At 65.9% G+C, this 19045-nt stretch carries 15 protein-coding genes and 4 tRNA genes; 7 read left to right on the forward strand and 12 right to left on the reverse strand.

All coding sequences use genetic code 11. The features are described 5' to 3' along the window. The first annotated feature begins 204 nt into the window (after positions 1–204). Complete coding sequence (locus tag ACESMN_RS02970) at positions 205–828, forward strand: outer membrane protein (RefSeq protein WP_373052099.1); 624 nt, start codon at positions 205–207, stop codon at positions 826–828. A gap of 703 nt (positions 829–1531) precedes the next feature. Here the strand turns inward: ACESMN_RS02970 and ACESMN_RS02975 are convergent. The 6 genes from ACESMN_RS02975 to ACESMN_RS03000 all read right to left on the reverse strand — a co-directional run bounded on the left by ACESMN_RS02975 (position 1532) and on the right by ACESMN_RS03000 (position 4445). Next, positions 1532–1607, reverse strand: a tRNA-Lys gene (locus ACESMN_RS02975). A 10-nt stretch (positions 1608–1617) separates the two neighbouring features. Then, positions 1618–1693, reverse strand: a tRNA-His gene (locus ACESMN_RS02980). A 42-nt stretch (positions 1694–1735) separates the two neighbouring features. Then, a tRNA-Arg gene (locus ACESMN_RS02985) sits at positions 1736–1812 on the reverse strand. A gap of 15 nt (positions 1813–1827) precedes the next feature. Next, positions 1828–1904, reverse strand: a tRNA-Pro gene (locus tag ACESMN_RS02990). A gap of 234 nt (positions 1905–2138) precedes the next feature. After that, entirely contained in the window at positions 2139–2567 is a 429-nt protein-coding gene (locus ACESMN_RS02995) for a hypothetical protein (RefSeq protein ID WP_373052100.1), read from the reverse strand. A gap of 9 nt (positions 2568–2576) precedes the next feature. Then, the gene (locus ACESMN_RS03000; protein WP_373052101.1) at positions 2577–4445 is read right to left on the reverse strand and encodes a hypothetical protein; all 1869 of its coding nucleotides are present in this window, start codon (positions 4443–4445) and stop codon (positions 2577–2579) included. Between the two features lie 294 nt (positions 4446–4739). Between ACESMN_RS03000 and ACESMN_RS03005 the strand changes: the two genes are divergently transcribed. Further along, positions 4740–4940: a hypothetical protein gene (locus tag ACESMN_RS03005; protein ID WP_373052102.1), complete on the forward strand. Its 201-nt coding sequence runs from the start codon at positions 4740–4742 to the stop codon at positions 4938–4940. A gap of 328 nt (positions 4941–5268) precedes the next feature. Further along, positions 5269–6684 carry an alanine/glycine:cation symporter family protein gene (locus ACESMN_RS03010; protein WP_373052103.1) on the forward strand — a complete coding sequence of 472 codons (1416 nt, stop codon included), beginning with the start codon at positions 5269–5271 and terminating at the stop codon, positions 6682–6684. Positions 6685–6804: 120 nt separating this feature from the next. Here the strand turns inward: ACESMN_RS03010 and ACESMN_RS03015 are convergent, their stop codons facing one another. Both ACESMN_RS03015 and ACESMN_RS03020 read right to left on the reverse strand, forming a co-directional pair. Beyond that, complete coding sequence (locus ACESMN_RS03015) at positions 6805–7038, reverse strand: ATP-binding protein (protein WP_373052104.1); 234 nt, start codon at positions 7036–7038, stop codon at positions 6805–6807. A gap of 432 nt (positions 7039–7470) precedes the next feature. Beyond that, positions 7471–8658 carry a lytic murein transglycosylase gene (locus ACESMN_RS03020; protein ID WP_373052105.1) on the reverse strand — a complete coding sequence of 396 codons (1188 nt, stop codon included), beginning with the start codon at positions 8656–8658 and terminating at the stop codon, positions 7471–7473. Positions 8659–9230: 572 nt separating this feature from the next. Here ACESMN_RS03020 and sthA point away from each other — a divergent pair. Further along, positions 9231–10625 carry a Si-specific NAD(P)(+) transhydrogenase gene (gene sthA, locus ACESMN_RS03025; RefSeq protein ID WP_373052106.1) on the forward strand — a complete coding sequence of 465 codons (1395 nt, stop codon included), beginning with the start codon at positions 9231–9233 and terminating at the stop codon, positions 10623–10625. Positions 10626–10683: 58 nt separating this feature from the next. On the opposite strand, the gene ACESMN_RS03030 is transcribed toward sthA, so the two are convergent. After that, complete coding sequence (locus ACESMN_RS03030) at positions 10684–10983, reverse strand: hypothetical protein (protein WP_373052107.1); 300 nt, start codon at positions 10981–10983, stop codon at positions 10684–10686. Between the two features lie 186 nt (positions 10984–11169). Beyond that, positions 11170–12066: a DMT family transporter gene (locus tag ACESMN_RS03035; RefSeq protein ID WP_373052108.1), complete on the reverse strand. Its 897-nt coding sequence runs from the start codon at positions 12064–12066 to the stop codon at positions 11170–11172. A gap of 284 nt (positions 12067–12350) precedes the next feature. Between ACESMN_RS03035 and ACESMN_RS03040 the strand changes: the two genes are divergently transcribed. Beyond that, positions 12351–12572 carry an acetyltransferase gene (locus ACESMN_RS03040; protein ID WP_373052109.1) on the forward strand — a complete coding sequence of 74 codons (222 nt, stop codon included), beginning with the start codon at positions 12351–12353 and terminating at the stop codon, positions 12570–12572. A gap of 331 nt (positions 12573–12903) precedes the next feature. Next, on the forward strand, positions 12904–15273 hold the full coding sequence (locus ACESMN_RS03045; protein WP_373052110.1) for a Tex family protein: 2370 nt from the start codon (positions 12904–12906) through the stop codon (positions 15271–15273). Between the two features lie 77 nt (positions 15274–15350). Here ACESMN_RS03045 and ACESMN_RS03050 read toward each other — a convergent pair whose 3' ends face one another. After that, the gene (locus ACESMN_RS03050) at positions 15351–16703 is read right to left on the reverse strand and encodes an ATP-binding protein (protein WP_373052111.1); all 1353 of its coding nucleotides are present in this window, start codon (positions 16701–16703) and stop codon (positions 15351–15353) included. Then, positions 16700–17425, reverse strand: coding sequence for a response regulator (locus ACESMN_RS03055; protein ID WP_373052112.1), 726 nt, complete (start codon positions 17423–17425; stop codon positions 16700–16702). The genes ACESMN_RS03050 and ACESMN_RS03055 overlap by 4 nt, the downstream gene beginning before the upstream one ends. A 604-nt stretch (positions 17426–18029) precedes the next feature. Between ACESMN_RS03055 and ACESMN_RS03060 the strand changes: the two genes are divergently transcribed. Further along, complete coding sequence (locus ACESMN_RS03060) at positions 18030–18998, forward strand: Acg family FMN-binding oxidoreductase (protein WP_373052113.1); 969 nt, start codon at positions 18030–18032, stop codon at positions 18996–18998. Positions 18999–19045 lie beyond the last annotated feature (47 nt).

Below are 19045 nucleotides of genomic sequence, written 5' to 3' on the forward strand. Positions count from 1 at the left end.
AAGTGCAGGAATAGTGGGCCTATTTCAAACTTGCCCAACGCAGCGCCGGCGCTTCTGGCGAAGCGATCTGGTACCGAACTTTCCGCATGGCCCACTAGACCGGATAAGTTCACGATGACCTCGTTCGGGCTGTGCCGTCAGCGGCGCGGCCCTTGACTCGTGATCGCAGGGAACTGAATACTCGCCAACCTCTCAAGATCAGGTATGTCCATGTCGCTCCGCGCCGCCGTAAGGCTTGTCGCTGTCATGACTGTCGCTCTTGCCGGGGCGCTGCCGGCAAGTGCCGAGCAATCTGTTTTTTCCGTCACGCCGATGGCGGGGTATCGAGGCGGCGGCGAACTCGACGAGGAGGATAGGGGCCGCAGTCTGGATGTCGACGGCGATCTCGCCGGATCGTTGGTGTTCAATCTCGAGGAATCGACGAATCGCTGGTACGAGTTGCTGTACAGCCGTCAGGAGACCAGTGTCGATGGCGCGGATGTGGATCTCAGCTTGCAGTATCTGCATGTGGGCGGTATGGCCGCATGGCCGCAGAATGGGTTTTCGAGCTATCTCGCGGCCGGCATCGGCGCCACGTTTGTCAACGCGAGTGGAGACGGTTCGGGCAGCGATACCCGTCCCTCTTTCTCGGTCGGTCTCGGCGTGCTGATACCGGTTGCCGAGCGTATCGCGGTTCGTCTGGAAAGCCGGGCCTACCTGACCCTCACCGACGGTGACACCGACATCTTCTGTCGGTCCGGGGAGCAGGGTGGCGTCTGTCGATTGAGCTACAGCGGCGACCTGTTTACCCAGATCGACGCCATGGCAGGCCTGACCTTCCGCTTCTGAAGCGCAGGGGTGACCACGGACCGGCAAGCGGCCGGGACCGACTTGCGCCGGACGGGCGGCGTTGCCCCCGCCGCAGGCCGGGCAGGTCTCGAAGTCAATTCCAAAGACCCGTTCCGAGCGTCAAGCCTACGGCCAACTCCAGCCACTGATCCATTCCCACTGACTGGCCGGGCAGGCCCGGTTCCGGACCATCACGCGATGTTGGCAGCGGAAGGCGCCAGCCAGCTGTTGAGCGTGTGTGTTGCTCGGTCAGAGTCCTGCAGGGCCGCACCGGCGATAACGGCGCCCAAAACCGCACTGCAGGCGAAACGACAGTCAGTCGATGATGTTGCCCAGGCCCGTGTCGCTCCTCGGCTCGTTGCCCGGAACAGTTGCACCCGTCAAATGGGGGTTCACGGTTAGCGCCACGATCGCGCGCGTGATGGGGCGGCTGCGGGTGAATCTTCGCGCTGGCGGGCATGGGGACGGCCGAACGAGCGTCAACCCGACCAGAATGATCGCAGTCGATCGAGAAGCGGGAACGCCGAGCTGGTCCAATGGCGCGTGAAATGCCTTCCGCCCGCGTACAGAAGCGGACGCATCAGGTCGCCGGCCAGGGTGGAGCCTGGTCGGGGATCGGTCTTCGGGGGTTCCCAAGCGGTTCCCAAGCCTTGATCGGAAACTCGGAAACGGCGGAAATAAGTGCGTAACGTATTGTTTTATTTGGTGGGCCGTGTAGGAATCGAACCTACAACCAATGGATTAAGAGTCCACTGCTCTGCCAATTGAGCTAACGGCCCGCAATGGGGGTGGGGTGACCGATGGGACTCGAACCCACGACAACCGGAGCCACAATCCGGGACTCTACCAACTGAGCTACGGTCACCACCGTATCGCCGTACCACCTGATCCGCGACTGCCCGGGCGGTGGCGCGCCCGGCAGGACTCGAACCTGCAACCGTCGGCTTAGAAGGCCGATGCTCTATCCGGTTGAGCTACGAGCGCATGTGGCCGGAGCAGTGGTCGGGGTAGAGGGATTCGAACCCCCGACATCCTGCTCCCAAAGCAGGCGCGCTACCAGACTGCGCTATACCCCGTGATGCCAAACCGCGAAAGCCCAGTACAGCGAGCACGGGATCATAGCGTCGGTGTCCCCGGGGGGTCAAGCCGAAGCCTGGCCAGCAGGGTGAGCGCAGCGAATAATCCAGCCGGCTTGATCGCAATGAACATCTGATGGATGGCCGTGTCCCGCCACGCTGCGCTCGCGGCCAAAGGCCCTGCTCCTCGCGATAACGGATTGATCAGCGTTTCCCGGGTGGAAGTACCCGCCGTCAGCGTCCGCGGCTCCAGCGGTTCGACGGCGTCACGTTGGTGTCCCCGGTTTCGAAGGCATGCATTTCGCCGATCCCGCCCCTCCAGGCGTTGGCTCGGCTGATGTCGCGCGCGCGGCGTGCGGCATTGGACTGTACCTGCAAGGATGACGGCATTGCCGGGACCTGTCCCGGGAGTCGGCGAGAGGTTCCGGGCGGAGGCGGATAGGCATATTGGTAGCCGTAACCGGGCGCGGGACCGGAGCCGCTCCCAAAGGCACCCCCGCCGATGGAAAGGCGCAGTCCGCCGCCGGCGTTCCCCATGCCCAGCATGTTGGCCACGAAACAGCCAGGACCCGACCAGAAGAAGGCGTTGACCTGCGTTGGGAGCGAGATCGCGACGAGCAGCGCTGCCGCGCCGATGAACCGTCCTTTCACGAGATTGCGCATGTCCGGGAATCAGGTGGTCGCCGTCTTCTTCGCGGCCGCTTGCTGTCGCGCCTTGGCCGGGGCCCGCTTCTTCTCTGGTCCGGCCTTCTTCTTGTCCTCGGTGCTGCCCTGGGGTGGTTTGGGTGTGCGGGCCTTCGTGGTCGCCGCGGGTTTCGCGGGTTTGGCCGGCTCCGCCCGTTGAGATGAGGCCTCGGGCGCGCCCTTGCCCCCGGCCCTCGTTGCCTTGCCATCCGGTTTCGCCTTCGCGCCGGCGCTCGCGGGGCTGCCCGTGGAAGGCGCTCCTCCACTACCCCCGTCCGCCTTGCCGGAGGCGCTGCTGGTTTCGGTCGAGGATGCTGAGGCCCGGGGCGATGCTGCCTTGTCTTTTGGTCGCGCCTTTGCCTGCCCGGGCTTCGACTCCGTGTCGGGCTCCTTGCCGGATCCGTTGGTCGTGCGCGGGGAAGCCTCGCCGGGGCTCGCGGCGGCGGTTCCGGACGTCTCGGATTTCGGGGCTGCCTGTTCTGCGGTCTGCGTCTTCGATGCCGACGCGCCCGCCGCCTGTGGAGTGGCCTCGCCGGACTCACGCGCTGCAGCCGCCTTGTCTGCTGGCGCAGTCGTCTCGGCGGAGGCGCCGGTGGCCTCTGCTTTGTCCTCGTGGGGGACAGCGTCGCTCCCGCCGGCCAGGCGCAGCACGGTATCTCGGTCGCGCTGGTCCTTGATCGCATTGATGAAGGAGTATTCGCCGCCAGTGACCGTGCGCGAGGTCTCCTCGAGTTCGATCGCCAGTTCCTGCACGGTACGGATCACGCGGATGAAACGCTCGCCCGAACGCGACAGCGCAAAGGCGTTGTTCTGCTTGGCCTCGCGCACACCCTCGTTGAGTTCGCGGATCGTATCCTGCAGCTTCTGGATTTCCGCCTCCCGGCGCGCGCCCGCGGATTCGAGTTGTGCGACTTCGCTGCGCACGCGGCGGATCTCCGCATCCTTTTCGTCGATCAGCATGCGCTGCTCGCGTCTGAGGCTGTCGACGTAATGGCCATGCTCGGTGCGCAGGCTGTGCAGGGCTCCCTCGTGGTCCTGCTTGAGGGTGCGGATGTAGTCGGCGTGCTCGGTCTTGAGGGCCTGCACATTGGCCTCGTGCTCGCGCTTGAGGGCTGCGGTCGCCGCCTCGTGTTCGGCCTTCAGCGCCTTCAGCGCCTCCGCCTGTTCCGCCCGAAGCTCGGCAGTCGCCTCCTCGTGCTCCTTTTTCAGGGTCCTGAGATGGCCGTCCTGTTCCCGCTTGAGCGTCGCAGTGGCCTCGTCGTGTTCGGCCTTCAACGCCTTCAGGGCCTCCTCGCGGTCGCGCCGGATCGCCTCGGCCTCCTGTTCGTGTTCCCCCTTCTCGGCCTTCAGGCGTTCGTCGTATTCGGCACGGAGGGCATTGCTCGCCTCCGCGTGTTCCGCACGCAGCATCTGCACGGTGCGGTCCATCTCTTCCCGAGCGGCGCGCACCTCTCCCTCGTACTGCTCGTGCAAGGCCCCGAACTGGTTCTCGTACTCGGCCCGGGTCTCCCGGACGTTGGCGATGTTCGCCTCGTTCAGGCGTTCGATGGAGGCGCTGTACTCATCGTTCAGGCGCTTGAGCTCGCCCGCCTGGTCAGCGCGGGCGGCCTCGAGGGTGCGCTCTGCATCCTCCCGGACGCGCTTCAGTTCCTCCGCGTGGCCCTCCCGCAGTTTCTCCAGCGTGTCCGCGTGGGCGGAGTCCATCGTCTTCAGGGTGCGTGACTGGTTCTTGCGCTCGGCACCGAGGACCTGCTCCACGCGCTCGTTCAGTGCGATCTTGCCGATCTTGAAGCCGATCAGGGCGAGAATGATGATGAAGATGATCACCTCGGGGCGGAAGAGGACCGACAAATCCATGACATGAACCTCGCTTGACTCAAACCGTATGTTGCAGGCGCAACCGGTGCGTCCCGGAGCGACGAGAACGAATCGATGTCGATGCGATCCGCCGCAAACTCCAGAGTATAGCGCCGGGAATCCATCGAGCGATCCCGGAAGGTACCCTGGATACGGTGGACGCACTTTCGTCAAGGGCCACCATAACTTCCGCGCGAGCCAATGAGTGTGATTTTTCGGGGCCCGGCTGCGGCGGCATACTGCGTCGACGGCCCCGGCCTTCCCGGATCGGGGTACCACGAGAGGAGCAGACAGATGAACGTTCGAATCGATATCGAGTGCACGCCGGAGGAGTTCAAGGAACTCTTCGTTCCTTCCGAGAAGCAGGCCGAGTTCGCGGCGAGCTTCCAGCAGGCGATGATGAAGGGGATGCAGCAGGCAATGCTCGACAGCATGCAGGAGACCTTCAAGCAGCAATTCAATCCCTTCGGTCCCGGCCGGGGCGGCCGCGAATAGCCGCCGGGAGACACCCGTCTGCCGACCGGCAGGTACAGCGACGGGTGGCCGATCCTGAGTAGCGGCGGTTCCCGGGGTCGGCCGGGAACATGCATTGACCGCGTTCCGCCGCGGCGAGGTGATTGCCCGAGCGAGGCGACCGGAGCCGAATCGGGCTGCGGTCGCCAGTGCGGCCGTGCTTGAAGGCATCGTCCTCCGGCGATAGCCCCGGGGGCATTGGCACTTGCGCATTGCCATCACACGGGGTAAACCGTGTTCGGAAGCGCCGGGATGCAGTGGGGACCCGGCAGTCAGCGAGCTCGCGCAGGGATCAACAAGGGGGGCAGCGATGGTCCACGGACTCATGGTGTTCAACGACTGGCTCAACAGCATCGTCTGGGGGCCACCATTCATGATCCTGCTGGTGGGCACGGGTCTCTACCTCACCGTCCGGCTCGGGTTCTTCCAGTTCACGCACCTTCGCTTTGCCTGGCGGCGTACCTTCGGCAGCCTGCTGAAGCCGAAAAATGTCCACGAGGAGGGCGCGATCACCTCCTTCCAGGCGGTCACCTCCGCGATGGCCGCGACCATCGGTGTCGGCAACATCGCCGGGGTCGCGACGGCCATCGCCCTCGGCGGTCCCGGGGCTGTGTTCTGGATGTGGGTGGTTGCGCTGGTCGGCATGGCGACCAAGCTCGCGGAGGCCACTCTCGGGGTGAAGTACCGGGAAGTGGATGACGAGGGCCGGGTGTCGGGAGGCGTCTTCTTCTACATCGAGAAGGGTCTCGGCAAGCGCTGGAAATGGCTGGCGCTGCTCTACGCATTCCTCGCGGGCCTTGCCGCCTTCGGCATCGGCAACATGGTGCAGGCGAACACCATGGCCCATGCGCTCGAGTCCAGCATGGGCGTGCCGCCCTGGTTCACCGGGGTCCTGGTGATGATCCTGGTCGGGGTCGTGACGCTCGGGGGAATCAAGCGCATCGCGGTGACCGCGGAGAAGATCGTCCCGACGATGGCGCTGATCTACGTGATCGGTGCGGTCGGCGTGCTGGTGAGCTTCTACTCCCAGATCCCGGCGGCCTTCGGGATGATCTTTGCGGGTGCCTTCACGCCGACCTCCGCGATCGGCGGCTTTGCCGGCGCGACGGTCGCGATGGCCGTACGCTACGGGTTCGCACGCGGGATCTTCTCCAACGAGGCAGGCCTGGGTTCGGCCTCGATCGTTCACGCCCAGGCGCGCAGCAAGCCCTATGCGCAGGGCCTGTGGGGCATGTGGGAGGTATTCATCGACACACTGGTGGTGTGCACGCTGACCGCGCTGGTGATCCTGGTGACCGGCGTGATCGAGACCGGACAGACCGGTGCGGAGCTGACCACCAGTGCCTTCACCGCGGGGCTGCCTGGCCTCGGTGGCTGGATCGTTGTGATTGCGATCGTGCTCTTCTCTTACAGCACCATGCTTACGTGGAACTTCTACGGCGAGAAGAGTTGGGAGTACGCCTTTGGTCCGAAGGTGGTGAAGCCGTACCGGATCATCTTCATCGCATTCCTGTTCCTGGGTGCAATCGGTGGCCTGACCACGATCTGGGACGTCGCGGACACGCTGAACGGGCTGATGGCCGCCCCCAACCTGATCGCGCTGGTCCTCCTCGCGGGCGTGCTGGTGAAGGAAAAGGTCCAGTACATCAAGGAACAGCGCGAGGAGGCGGCCCGCGAGGACAAGGACAAGGGTGGTCCCCCGCCGGGACCGCCGCACGTATCCTGAACCGCATGTCTGCGGTGGCCTCACCCGGGCTCGCGGCCCGGGTGCCGGGCCGGACCGGCGGCCCGTGGGTCAGTGTCCTGCCGGATGGAGCGAGCGCGGGCGCGCGTCCCGCAGCCGCCATCAGAGCCCGATCAGCTCGGCGCGCACGCCGGTACTCGTGACCGCATCAAGGATCTGGCGGGTACCGATTCTCTCGGGATCGAACTGAACCACCATCAGGTGGGGTGTGTGGTCCAGGATCGAGGTGTTGCTGATCCCGCTGATCGTTCGCAGCTTGTCGGCAAGCTCACCCCGCAACATCGAATCCAGGGCCTCGTCGATGTGAACGGTCACGTCCACGATACCGTTGTTCATCGTGCTTCCTCCTTCAATGGCCGGGCTTGCGTCATTGTGTTAGCCGTGAATCGGGCTGGAACGGACATCCCGCCACCCGATCCCGGGCTTTTCTGCACACCCAGGGTGTGCCCTGATTCCCCGGTCTGTTCCTGAGTCTAGACCGTTTTCCATCCATGGGGGTCGGACCAACGCAAGGCATTGAAATCAAATGGAGATCGGCCTGAAAACGGGGTGATTTTTGCCCTTGGAGGGGCCATTTCGGGGCCAGAAACGGGGCTTCAGGAACGGTATTGGCCAGCCCCAGGCGATTACCGGGGTCTTGTTCTGGAGGGTGGTTTTTGGGGCCGAAAATGGCCCTCCAAGGCCTGTATCTGGGTCAAAATGGACATTAAACCCTTTTGGAACAATTATTTGCGTTGGTCCGACCCCCGGAAAGGGATAGTTGACGGGTCATCGGATGTCGAGTCGCGCGAGCAGGGTCCGGTCCGGGAAGCCGTCCGGGATCAGGCCTCGCGATAGCTGATAGCCGCGGATCGCGTCGCGTGTCGCCGGGCCGAGGATGCCGTCCACCTCACCGCTGTCGAAGCCCCTGGCGTTGAGTGCGGCCTGCAGCTGCATCACCTCGTCGCGGGACAGGCGGGGGGCGTCCGATGGCAACGGGGTGTGCAGCGGCCCCGCGCCCCCGATCCGGTCCGCGAGGTGCCCCACCGCCAATGCATAGTATTCCGAACGGTTCCAGCCGAGGATCACGTCGAAGTTGGGATAGACCAGGAACGCGGGGCCCCGGTGTCCGGCTGGCAGGAGCAGTGTGGCCGGCAGCTCTAGATCCGCGACCGGTTGGCCGGCCACGTCGGTCACGCCGAGGCGGCGCCAGTCCGCCAGCGGGCGGCGCTGCGATGGCTCCGCCACCGCGAAGTCGAGATCCCCGGGCAGAAGGACCTCGCGCCCCCAGCGATATCCGGTCTCCCAGCCGAGTTCCTTCAGGAAGCTGGCCGCGGACAGCATCGCGTCCGGGATGCTGTTCCAGAGATCCCGGCGGCCATCGCCGTCGGCGTCGACCGCGTGACGCAGGAACACCGAGGGCATGAACTGAACGTGTCCCATCGCGCCGGCCCAGGAACCCTGCATGCTGTCCAGCGGAAGCGCGTCGTCCTGCACGATGCGCAGCGCGGCAATCAGCTCATCCGTGAAGAATTCCGAGCGGCGCGGGTCGCAGGCCAGCGTGGCCAGTGCGCTGGGCACGAAGGTGCCGCCGAAGTAGCTGCCGTAGTTCGTCTCGAGCCCCCAGAAGGCGAGCAGATAGGCGGACGGAACGCCGGTCCGCCGTTGCACGCGCTGCAGCAGCGCCCGATGGGTCCGCAGCAGTTCCCGGCCCCGTTCGACACGCTGCTTGGTGACGCTGCGCTCCAGGTAATCGGTGAACGGCGTGGTGAACTCCGGCTGACGCCGGTCCAGCTCGATCACGCGGTCCAGGAATTCCACCCTCGCCAGCACACGATCCGCTGTCCCGGGGCTCACCCCTTCTTCGAGGGCCCGGTCCCGGATGCCATCGAGACAGTTGTCGAAATCCACCGTGGCGGAGGCCGGGATGGGCAGGAGGGTGATGGTCAGGGTCGCCGCCAGCAATTGCTTTTTCATCGCCAGGATCTCCGGTTGACGCGGCATTCGTGAAGCTGCGCGGTGCAGCTGGTGGTGAGGGGAGCATAAAACAGTGGGAACTGCGCGTCGCCGCCGGGTTTTCCGGGGCGCGTGCGTCGCTGGCCTGCCCGCCTCGGGGTGCCGGCTGCTTTCCTGGCGTGAACGTCCCCGCCACTCCCGTCGCGAGCCGCCCTTCGGCGCAGGGGGCAGGTGCGGCGGGTCCGCGAACCCGGCCGTCTCGGTCTGTGGTGGGCGCACGCCATTTCGTTCATCCTGCGGCCTTCTTTCATGATCGGGAATGGCGATCATCACCATGACCCTTGGGGAAGCGCTGAAAAAACGGATTCGTCATTGCGAGCGCAGCGCGGCAATCCAGGCGGGGTTCGCCGGATCAGCCGCTTATGGATCGCCGCGTCGCTGCGCTCCTCGCGATGACGGCTTGATCAGCACTTCCTTGGGCGGGGCCGCATCTCCCGGCATCTCAGCGGTACCACGCAAGGCATCAGGCGTTGCGTCATCGCAAGGCTGAATGCAGTTATGCTTTGAGGCACCAAGGCAGGAGCGCAGAGGCAATGACACACGAGCACTTCGATGCGATCGTGATCGGTAGCGGGCCGGCCGGCGAGGGTGCGGCAATGAAGCTCGTGAAGTCCGGTCGGCGTGTTGCCCTGGTCGAGGCGCATCGGAGCGTCGGCGGTGGTTGCACGCACTGGGGCACGATTCCGTCGAAGGCTCTGCGCCAGGCGATTCAGATGGTGGCGGACACCCGGCGGGATCCGGTACTCCGGCGCCTGATGGGCGCCGCGCAGGTGGACTATTCGGAACTCCTCACCTCGGCCACGGATGTGATCGGGGAACAGGTGCGCACCCGCAACCGTCACTACACCCGCAATCGCGTGCCCGTCCTGCATGGGTGGGCACGCTTCATGGATGTCCACACGCTGGCGGTGACCGAAGGCGAGGCCACGCGCACCTACACGGCCGATTCCTTCGTGCTGGCCACTGGTTCCCGGCCCTATCGCCCCGACGACATCGATTTCTCTCACCCGCGCATCCACGACAGCGATTCGATCCTGCGTCTTACCTCGTCGCCGAGCGCGATCACGATCTACGGAGCGGGGGTGGTCGGGTGCGAATACGCGTCGATCTTCTGCAACCTGGCGATCAAGACCAACCTGGTCAATACCCGCGACCGGCTGCTGTCGTTCCTCGACGATGAAATCACGGACGCACTGGGTTACCACCTGCGCAACCAGGGCACGGTGATCCGCAACAACGAGGAATACGAACGCGTCGAGGCGCGCGATGACGGCGTGATCCTGCACTGCCAATCGGGCAAGAAGTTCCGCAGCGACGTGCTGCTCTGGGCCAACGGCCGCGCCGGCAACACCAGGAACATGGGGCTGGAGGAGATCGGTGTGCAGGTGAATCACCGCGGCCAGGTGGAGGTGAACGAGCGTTTCCAGAGCTCCGTGCCCCACATCTACGCGGCGGGGGACGTGATCGGGTCACCGGCGCTGGCCAGCGCGAGCTACGATCAGGGCCGATTCGTGGGCACCCTGATCGCGGACGGAGAGACCGACTGGCGCCTGGTGGATGACATACCCACCGGCATCTATACGAGCCCCGAGATCAGCTCGATCGGGCGCACGGAGCGCGAATTGACTGAGCGGAAGGTTCCCTACGAGGTCGGCCAGGCGAACTTCAAGAACATCGCGCGAGCGCAGATCACCCGGCACACGGTAGGCGTGCTGAAGCTGCTGTTTCACCGCGAGACGCGGGAGATTCTCGGCATTCACTGCTTCGGCGAACAGGCCTCGGAGATCATCCACATCGGCCAGGCGATCATGGCCCAGCCGGGCGAGGCAAACACCATCGAGTATTTTGTGGAGACCACCTTCAACTATCCGACGATGGCCGAAGCCTATCGTATCGCCGCACTCAACGGCCTCAACCGGCTGTTCTGATCCCCCGGTCTCGCGCGCAATCATCGGGCCCTGAGTTCGTGGTGGGAGGGGTCTGTTGCTACTCCAGATGCCCGCCCCTGATCCTGCCGTCGGGGTCGAGCTCGGCCACGAAGCGGTAGTACTCGGAGCAGACCTCGCGGCTCACGATGTCGCCGGGCAGGATCAGCCACACTTCGGGATAGGCCTCCCGGAATTCCTCCGGTGTTGGCCGCGACCGGACGAATGCACGGATTTCCGAAGTGTCCGTGACCTGACTGGCCGCGGACGCCTGTGCCCCGGACTCCGCACCGGATGTTGCCAACGGCAGCGCGAACAGCGCGACGAAGAACACTGCAGGGATCCACCCATCCAGCCTCATGATCCATCCTCCTTCATTATGTTCTCGCCCTCGATTCTAGTGCACATCCCCCGGGTCGGACCAACGCAAGCTGCTGTTTTGTAGTGAAAACGCGGTGAAAAAGGGCGGATTTCGGATCCTGGAGGGGTGTTTTCGGGCTCAAAATGAACGGTCCAGGCCACGCCCGGCTGCCTGCCGGTCCCCCCGTCACCTTGCGGCCCGGGCTGCCAGCACGATGCCGGCGGCGATCAGCAGCGCGCCGGCCCCGTGGAAGGTCTGCAGCCGTTCCCCGAGCAGCAGGATGGCCAGGGCCGCGCCGAAGATCGGCATCAGGTGCATGTACTGCCCGGTACGGTTCGGCCCCATCTCGGCGACGGCTCGATTCCAGAAGAAATAGGCCAGCACCGACGGAAACAGCGCCACGTAGCCGATCGCGCCCAGGTTGACTGCGCTGATCGCGAAACCCTGCCCCGTGCTCAGTTCCCACGCGTAAAGGACGGCCAGTGGGGGCAGGCCGATGGCAACGATCGCGCCGAGGAATGTGATCGGTTCCATGTCCCGTGGCCGCCAGCGCAGGAATACCGAATACAGCGCCCAGTCCAGGCTCGCGGCCAGGATCCAGAGGTCGCCGCGATTGAAGTCCCAGCTGGCGAGGATCTGCGGCTGACCCTTGGTGGCGATGATCGCAACGCCAGCCATCGAGAGCAGAATGCCGGCGACCTGGGCGCCGCGTAAGGTGACGTGGAAGATCAGAAATGACAGCCCGAGGATGACCATCGGCGTGACCGAAGACAGCAGGACGCCGTTCATGGCGGTCGTATGCTGCAGGCCCAGATACGCGAAGGTGTTGTAATTGGTGATGCCGAGGATCGCGAACAGCGTGAGCAGGGCCCAATGGCGACGGATCAGGGCGCGCTGCCGCCAGAGGCCGGCCGCGACAAAGGGCAGGAGGATGATCAGCGCTAGTGTCCAGCGCCAGAACGACAGTGCAATCGGCGGAATGTCGGCGTGCAGCGCCCGGGCCAGCACGAAGTTGCCCGCCCAGAATAGCGGGGGCAGCATCGCCAAAAGCCAGATTGGACCCGTGCGGACCTTGCGCATCATCTTCTTCCGCGGTCAAACCGGCGGCACGCTTCGTAACCGACAGGATACGTGACCCCAGGGCCAGGCGCGCTTTCCAGTGGGCCATGCGGCCTTCCTCGGCAAGGGCCGGATTCCGCTGTCTCGGGCGAGTGCCGCAGCGACGGGTCGAGATCGCCTCGCCACGGACTGCGCAGTAACCGCGCTCCCGCCGATATCCACGGTGTCCGCACGGGCCTCGCACGCGTCCTTGCAATCATGTCCGCCCCAGGCATACTCCAGTGATACCGGGAAAAAGGAGGTCAGCGATGTTCCTGAAAGACAGCACCAATGGTCATCTGGTCGAGGTCCTGGACGCGTCGGCCCTGTTCGATCCATCCGAGACCCACTTCGAGGGACGTTACAACTGGGGCGAGGATCTCCCCGATCCCGAGCCCTTCGCGAAGGAGAACGTCATCTTCCCCTCCGGCGAGTCCTTGCCCCAGTGCTGGGTCGATATGCACTACCGCGACGCCGAGATATCCCGCTAACCACCGCCACGGGGTCGGACCAGCGTAAGAAACGGTTTTTAAAGGGAATTTCTAGGAATCTGACGCGTTATTCGGTCGTGTAGGCCCCATTTCGGGGGCAAAATCACCGCCCGGGATGCCGGCGGATCGGAAGGCAGCCGCATGTGTCCTGGCGTCGCGTTTTTGGGGCCAAAAATGGCCGTTCAAGGCCGGAATCGGGGGTAGAAACGACCTTTATTCCTATTGGATCCAGTGGGTTGCGTTGGTCCGACCCGGGAGTGGGTGGGCATGGAGGCGGGGTTTGCCTATGATGCCGGGCGCGTTGCGCATCCTTCCGGAGGACCGATCTGCCATGCCGAACCCGCGCCCGAGTATCGAAGTCATCATCGCCGGGGAAGTTCAGTGCCGGGAGGCACAGGTGCGCGCTGCGGTGGCACTGCTCGACGAGGGGGCGACGGTGCCGTTCATCGCCCGCTACCGCAAGGAGGTCACCGGCGGACTGGACGACACCCAGTTGCGGACGCTGGATGAACGCCTGCGCTATCTGCGCGAGCTCGAGGAACGCCGCGCGGCCATTCTGAAGAGCATCGCCGATCAGGAGAAACTGACCCCGCAACTGGAGACCGAGATCCTCGCCGCCGACAGCAAGACCCGGCTCGAGGACCTGTACCTGCCCTACAGGCCGAAGCGGCGCACCAAGGCGCAGATCGCCCGCGAAGCCGGGCTGGAGCCGCTGGCCGAGGCCCTGCTGGCCGATCCGACGCTGGACCCGCAGGCCACTGCGCAGCACTACCTGAACCCCGAGCACAAGATCGGGTCGACAAGCGACGCGCTGGACGGCGCGAAGCAGATTCTGATGGAAGGCTTCGCAGAGGATGCCGACCTGCTTACGCGTCTGCGCACCTGGCTCTGGGAGCATGCGGTGATCCGCTCCCGGGTGGGCGAGGGCAAGGCGGAGGAGGCCAGCAAGTTCCGCGACTACTTCGACCACGCCGAGCCGTTGGCAAGGACCCCGTCGCACCGGGCGCTGGCGCTGTTCCGCGGCCGCAAGGAAGGGGTGCTGCGCGTCACGATGGCACTGCCCGACGAACTCGAGAACGCCCGGCCGCACCCATGCGAGGCGATGATCGCCAATTGCATCCGCTGGTCCCACCAGCGCCGCGCCGCGGACGACTGGCTGCAGGAGACCGTGCGCTGGACCTGGCGGGTAAAGCTCGCGGTGCACATGGAGAACGAACTGCTCGGGCGTCTGCGCGAGCTGGCCGAGGCCGATGCCATTGCAGTGTTCGCACGCAACCTGAAGGCGCTGCTGATGGCCCCGCCCGCCGGCATGCGGGCCACGATGGGCCTGGACCCGGGTCTGCGTACCGGGGTGAAGGCCGCGGTGGTCGACCACACCGGCAAGCTGCTGGCGCACGCCACGGTCTTCCCGCACGCCCCGCAGAAGCGCTGGGATGCGTCGCTGGCCGAACTCGGCAGGCTCTGTCAGCAGCATGGCGTGGAGCTGATCGCCATCGGCAACGGTACCGCCAGCCGCGAGACTGATCGTCTCGCCGGCGAGCTGCTGCGCAAGCTGCCCGCGCTGCGCATGCAGAAGGTCATGGTCAACGAGTCCGGGGCCTCGGTGTACTCGGCCTCCGAACTCGCGGCCCGGGAGTTTCCCGAGCTGGACGTGTCCTATCGCGGCGCGGTGTCGATCGCGCGCCGGCTGCAGGACCCGCTCGCGGAGCTGGTGAAGATCGACCCGGGTTCCATCGGGGTCGGCCAGTACCAGCACGACGTCAGCCAGGTACAGCTCGCGCGCAGCCTGGACGCGGTTGTCGAGGATTGCGTGAACGCGGTCGGGGTCGACGTGAACACAGCGTCCGCGCCGCTGCTCGCCCGCATCGCGGGCCTGAACGGGGCTCTCGCGAACAACATCGTCGCGTACCGGGAGGAACACGGGGCCTTCGGCAGCCGGAAGGCACTGCTGAAGGTGCCGCGGCTGGGGGAGAAGACCTTCGAACAGGCCGCGGGCTTCCTGCGCATCATGCGCGGACAGCACCCGCTGGACGGCTCCGCGGTGCACCCGGAGGCCTACGGCGTCGCCGAGCGCATCGCCGCGAGGCATGGCCGCAGGATCGAGGACCTGATCGGCGACGCCGACTTCATGCGCCGGCTGAATCCTTCCGACTACACCTGCGAGCGCTTCGGCCTGCCCACCGTGAAGGACATCCTCGGCGAGCTGGAAAAGCCGGGGCGCGACCCCCGGCCCGAGTTCCGCGCGGCCGAGTTCCGCGAGGGGGTGGAGGAGCTGAAGGACCTGAAGCCGGGGATGATCCTCGAGGGCACGGTGACCAATGTCACCAACTTTGGCGCCTTCGTCGACGTTGGGGTGCACCAGGACGGGCTGGTCCACATCTCCGCGCTCGCCGATCGCTTCGTGAGGGATCCCCACGAAGTGGTATCGCCCGGTGACATCGTGAGGGTGAAGGTGCTGGAGGTCGACCTCGCGCGCAAGCGTATCGCGCTGACCCGGCGTCTGGACGAGTCTGCCGCGGCCGGAGTGGGGCGCGGCGCGGGCAACCGGGACGGCCAGCGCCCCGATGCCCCGCGCAAGGACCGGGTCCGGGACTCCGGCCGGCGCGCCGGCCAGCCGAAACCGGAAACGCCTCCGAGCGGCGGCATGGCCGCGCTGTTCGCCGAGGCGCGTGACGCCGCCCGGCGCAAGCGCGGCCGATAGGGCCCGCAGGCGGGAGAGGGAACGTTCATCGTCGGGGGTTGCGTGCCATGCAGGCTGGCCGCGGGCCCGCGGGGGCATCAGCCGGCGTCGATCCTTCCGGACCGCAGCGGAGGAATGGCGACGCGCGCCTCGGTGCCGCCGCCATCGCGCGGGTGCAGCGAGACCCCCCAGCCGTTGGCCTTCGCCAGTTGCTGGACGATGGCGAGCCCCAGGCCGCTGCCGCCGGTCTGGGCGCTCCGTGAACTGTCGAGGCGATGGAACGGCCTGAACACGGCCTCCAGCTGATCGTCCGGGATGCCGGGGCCCCGGTCCTTCACGTGTATCGTCACGGTCGGGTTGCAGTGCAGCGTGACCTCGACACGGCTGCCATTCCCGTAGCGGATCGCGTTCTCGATCAGGTTGGACAGAATGCGCTGCAGGGCCACCGGGTTCAGCGTGCGCGTACAGCTTGGCGCGGAGAAGGCCCAGCGGATGTCGCCCTCCTCCCCGCGCCCGACATCGGCGATGATCTGCTCGATCAGGGCGACGAGATCGACGTTCTTTATCTCCCGGTTCTCCAGGTCGCGGCTCAACGCAAGGGTCTGGCCGATGATCCGGTCCATGTTCTCGAGGTCCTTGCAGATTCCCTCGATCAGTTTCGGATCGTGCTTGTCGCGCAGGATCTCCAGCGAGAGTCGCATCCGTGTCAGGGGTGTGCGCAGGTCGTGCGAGATGCCGGCCAGCAGGGTGGTCCGGTTTGCAAGCAGATCGCGCACCTGGTGTGCCATCCGGTTGAAGTTGCTGGCCAGCATGCGGACCTCTCGCGAGCCGCGGTCCGGCAGCGGTGTGGGCTCCTGACCCTGGGACACGTCGGCGACCGCGGCCGAAAGCAGCCGGATCCGGCGCGTGGTCCGGCCGGCCATGAACACCGCGGTCAGGGGCACCAGCAGCGCGGTGATCACCAACACGACCAGCGCACCGTCGAGATGCCGGGTTGCCACGCGGGCCAGCGACAGACCGATGCGGAGGTTCTGGCCGCCGATGCTCAGGTCAGCCCAGTACCACTGCTCTCCCTCGTGCATCTGGGGACGCAGGGGCAGGTCGAATCCCGCGCGCCGGGACAGCGACTGCTGCACGAATTCGAGATAGGGCAGCGGCAGGTTCTGCATCGGTGGCAGCGGTTCGCGGGGTTCCCTGATGCGCAGGCCGTGATCCTGGTAGAGCCGATCATTGAACTCCTCCCGTGCCGGCGGCGGGATCTCGGCCCAGCTGCGCGCGGACAGGAGCATCAGTGCCGCGAGGTCGTCGCCCGCGCTGCGGGCGAGCGGCATGATGGTGAAGTGAGCCACCGCCGAAAGGATCATCACCGCGAAGGCAAGGAAGGCGATCAGCAGAATGCCCGTGGTTCGGACATAGATGGAACTCGGGGATAGCGCCTGCAGCCATCTCATGCGCTGACGCCGTTGCCATCGGGGGCGAAGAGGTAGCCCCGGCCCCAGATGGTGCGTATGTAGCGCGGGTTGGCCGGGTCGTCCTCGACCTTGCGCCGCAGGCGCGCGACCCGGACGTCGATGCTGCGATCGTAGGGCTGGTGCTCATAGCCCTTGATGAGGTCCAGCAGCATATTGCGGTCCAGCACGCGCTGGGGATGCTCGACCAGGACGCGCAGCAGCGTGAACTCGCCACCGGTTAGTGGCACGTCCTGGCCGTCGCGCAGCAGGCGCTGGGACGGCACGTGCAGCTCGAAGGGTCCAAACCGGTGCAGGCCCTCTGGCGCCTGTTCGTCGGCCGATGCCGACGATCGCCGTCGGAGCACCGCCCGCACACGGGCGAGGAGCTCCCGGGGATTGAACGGCTTGGCCAGGTAGTCGTCTGCGCCAACCTCGAGCCCCACGATCCGGTCGATGTCCTCGCCGCGCGCGGAAACCATGATCACGGGCAGGGGTTGCTTGTTGATCACCCTGCGCAGCACCGACAGGCCATCCTCGCCCGGCAGCATCACGTCCAGGATCAGCAGGTCGAAGGACTGCCTGGACAGCGCGATATCCATCTCCGCACCGTCGCTGACGGCGACCACCTCGAACCCCTGCTCCTCGAGGTACCGCGTGAGCAGTTCCCGGAGGCCCGGATCGTCGTCGACGAGCAGGATTCGGGCAGCGGTGGTCGTCTCCATAGGTCTCTTCCGCGTGTGCCACGCCGTTGTGCTGAAACACACTGTTACAAATTCAGGGTATCGGGAAATCCGCCGGCAACAGGCCTGCCGTATCGTTCAACCTGCGTGCAAGGCGCCATGCCGGCGAGTGAGACCATCCGCAGCGGTGGAACTCAAGGCCGTGGACGGGTGTCCTGCGCATTCAACCCTCAAGTATAGAACGGCTGGAGAAACGAAATGTACTTCGACAATCTTACCCTGCTTGGCCTCGTCGCGACTGCCGTGATCGTTGGCCTGGTTCTGAACCTGATCCTGCGTGACGACTGCCCCCGGGGAAATTGCCATGAGGGGTGAGGCCCGGTGTACCGAAGACCCGCTGGCGCGTGTGGCTGTATGCGCGCCGGCGGCCAATGCGGGGTGTCTGCACCTGCCCGCCTGAGGCCGGCACGTGCAGACACCTCCGGTACCGCTCGAGGCCGGCCCGACCGTCTCCGGCAGATTCTGGCGAAACTACTAGACTGTAGGGGTGGCGGGCCCGCCACGCGGGCGCAGCCTTGAACCATCGGCGTTTGCCGGGACGAGTGCTCCCGGCCGGAACGCTTGCGGGTGGCGCGGAGGAGGGGCGATGTCAGGGGCACCTAGCTGGAGCGAGGAGGCGATCGACCTGGTGGGCAGCGCGACCAAGGCGCCATCCAGTCACAACACCCAGCCCTGGTTCTTCCTGATCGGGGAGCCCTACGTGGACCTGCTTGCGGACACGACGCGTGCGCTGCCGGTCAATGACCCGGACGGACGGGAACTCACCATCAGTTGCGGCTGCGCGCTGCTGAACCTGGTGCTGGCGGCCGCCGATCGCGGGTTTCATGTGGAGAACCGGCTGCTCCCGGACCCCGATGAATCCGACTGGCTGTCGCGTGTGTCGATCACGCGCGATTCGGCAGAGCGTGTGCCCGAGGCGGAACTCGCCCGGTTCATCGACCAGCGGCGTACATGCAGGACGCGCTTCGAGCCGCGACCGGTGGAGGGAAAGGCCGTCGATGCAATGGTGGAGGCCGCCGCGGCGGAGGGTGCATGGCTGCGCCCGCTGGAGACCGACGCGTTGCGCCAACGGGCGGTAGAACTGGTGGTCGAGGGTGACGCGCTGCAGTGGGGCGATCCGAAGTGGCGCCGGGAACTGGCTGCCTGGATGCACACGCGTTCGGAAGGCGACGGGCTGACGGTCTCGCCATTCACCGCCCCGATCGCCCAGATGGTGGTGCGCAATTTCGACATGGGTGGTGGCGTGGCGTCGAAAGACCGCGAACTCGCCGAGAATTCGCCGCTTCTCGCGGTGCTCGGCACCGACGACGACAGTCCAAGAAGCTGGCTGGCGGCCGGTCAGGCGCTGCAGCGCGTCCTGCTGGTCGGCTGCAGTTTCGGCCTGCGCGCCTCCTACCTGAACCAGCCGATCCAGGTCGGCGAGCTACGCGGGCAGGTGGGCGAGCTGGCGGGCGGGGAAGGCCTTCCGCAGATCCTGCTGCGCTTCGGGTATGCCCCGAATCCGCTCCCGCCGACACCCCGCCGGCCGCTGGCTGACGTGATCGAGTGGAGTTGAGTCGAGGGCAGCCATGGCCTCCTGCCACGCGCCGGATGCGCGGCCCG

The organism is Thioalkalivibrio sp., from assembly GCF_041690275.1.
In the GTDB taxonomy this organism is placed as follows: domain Bacteria; phylum Pseudomonadota; class Gammaproteobacteria; order Ectothiorhodospirales; family Ectothiorhodospiraceae; genus Thioalkalivibrio.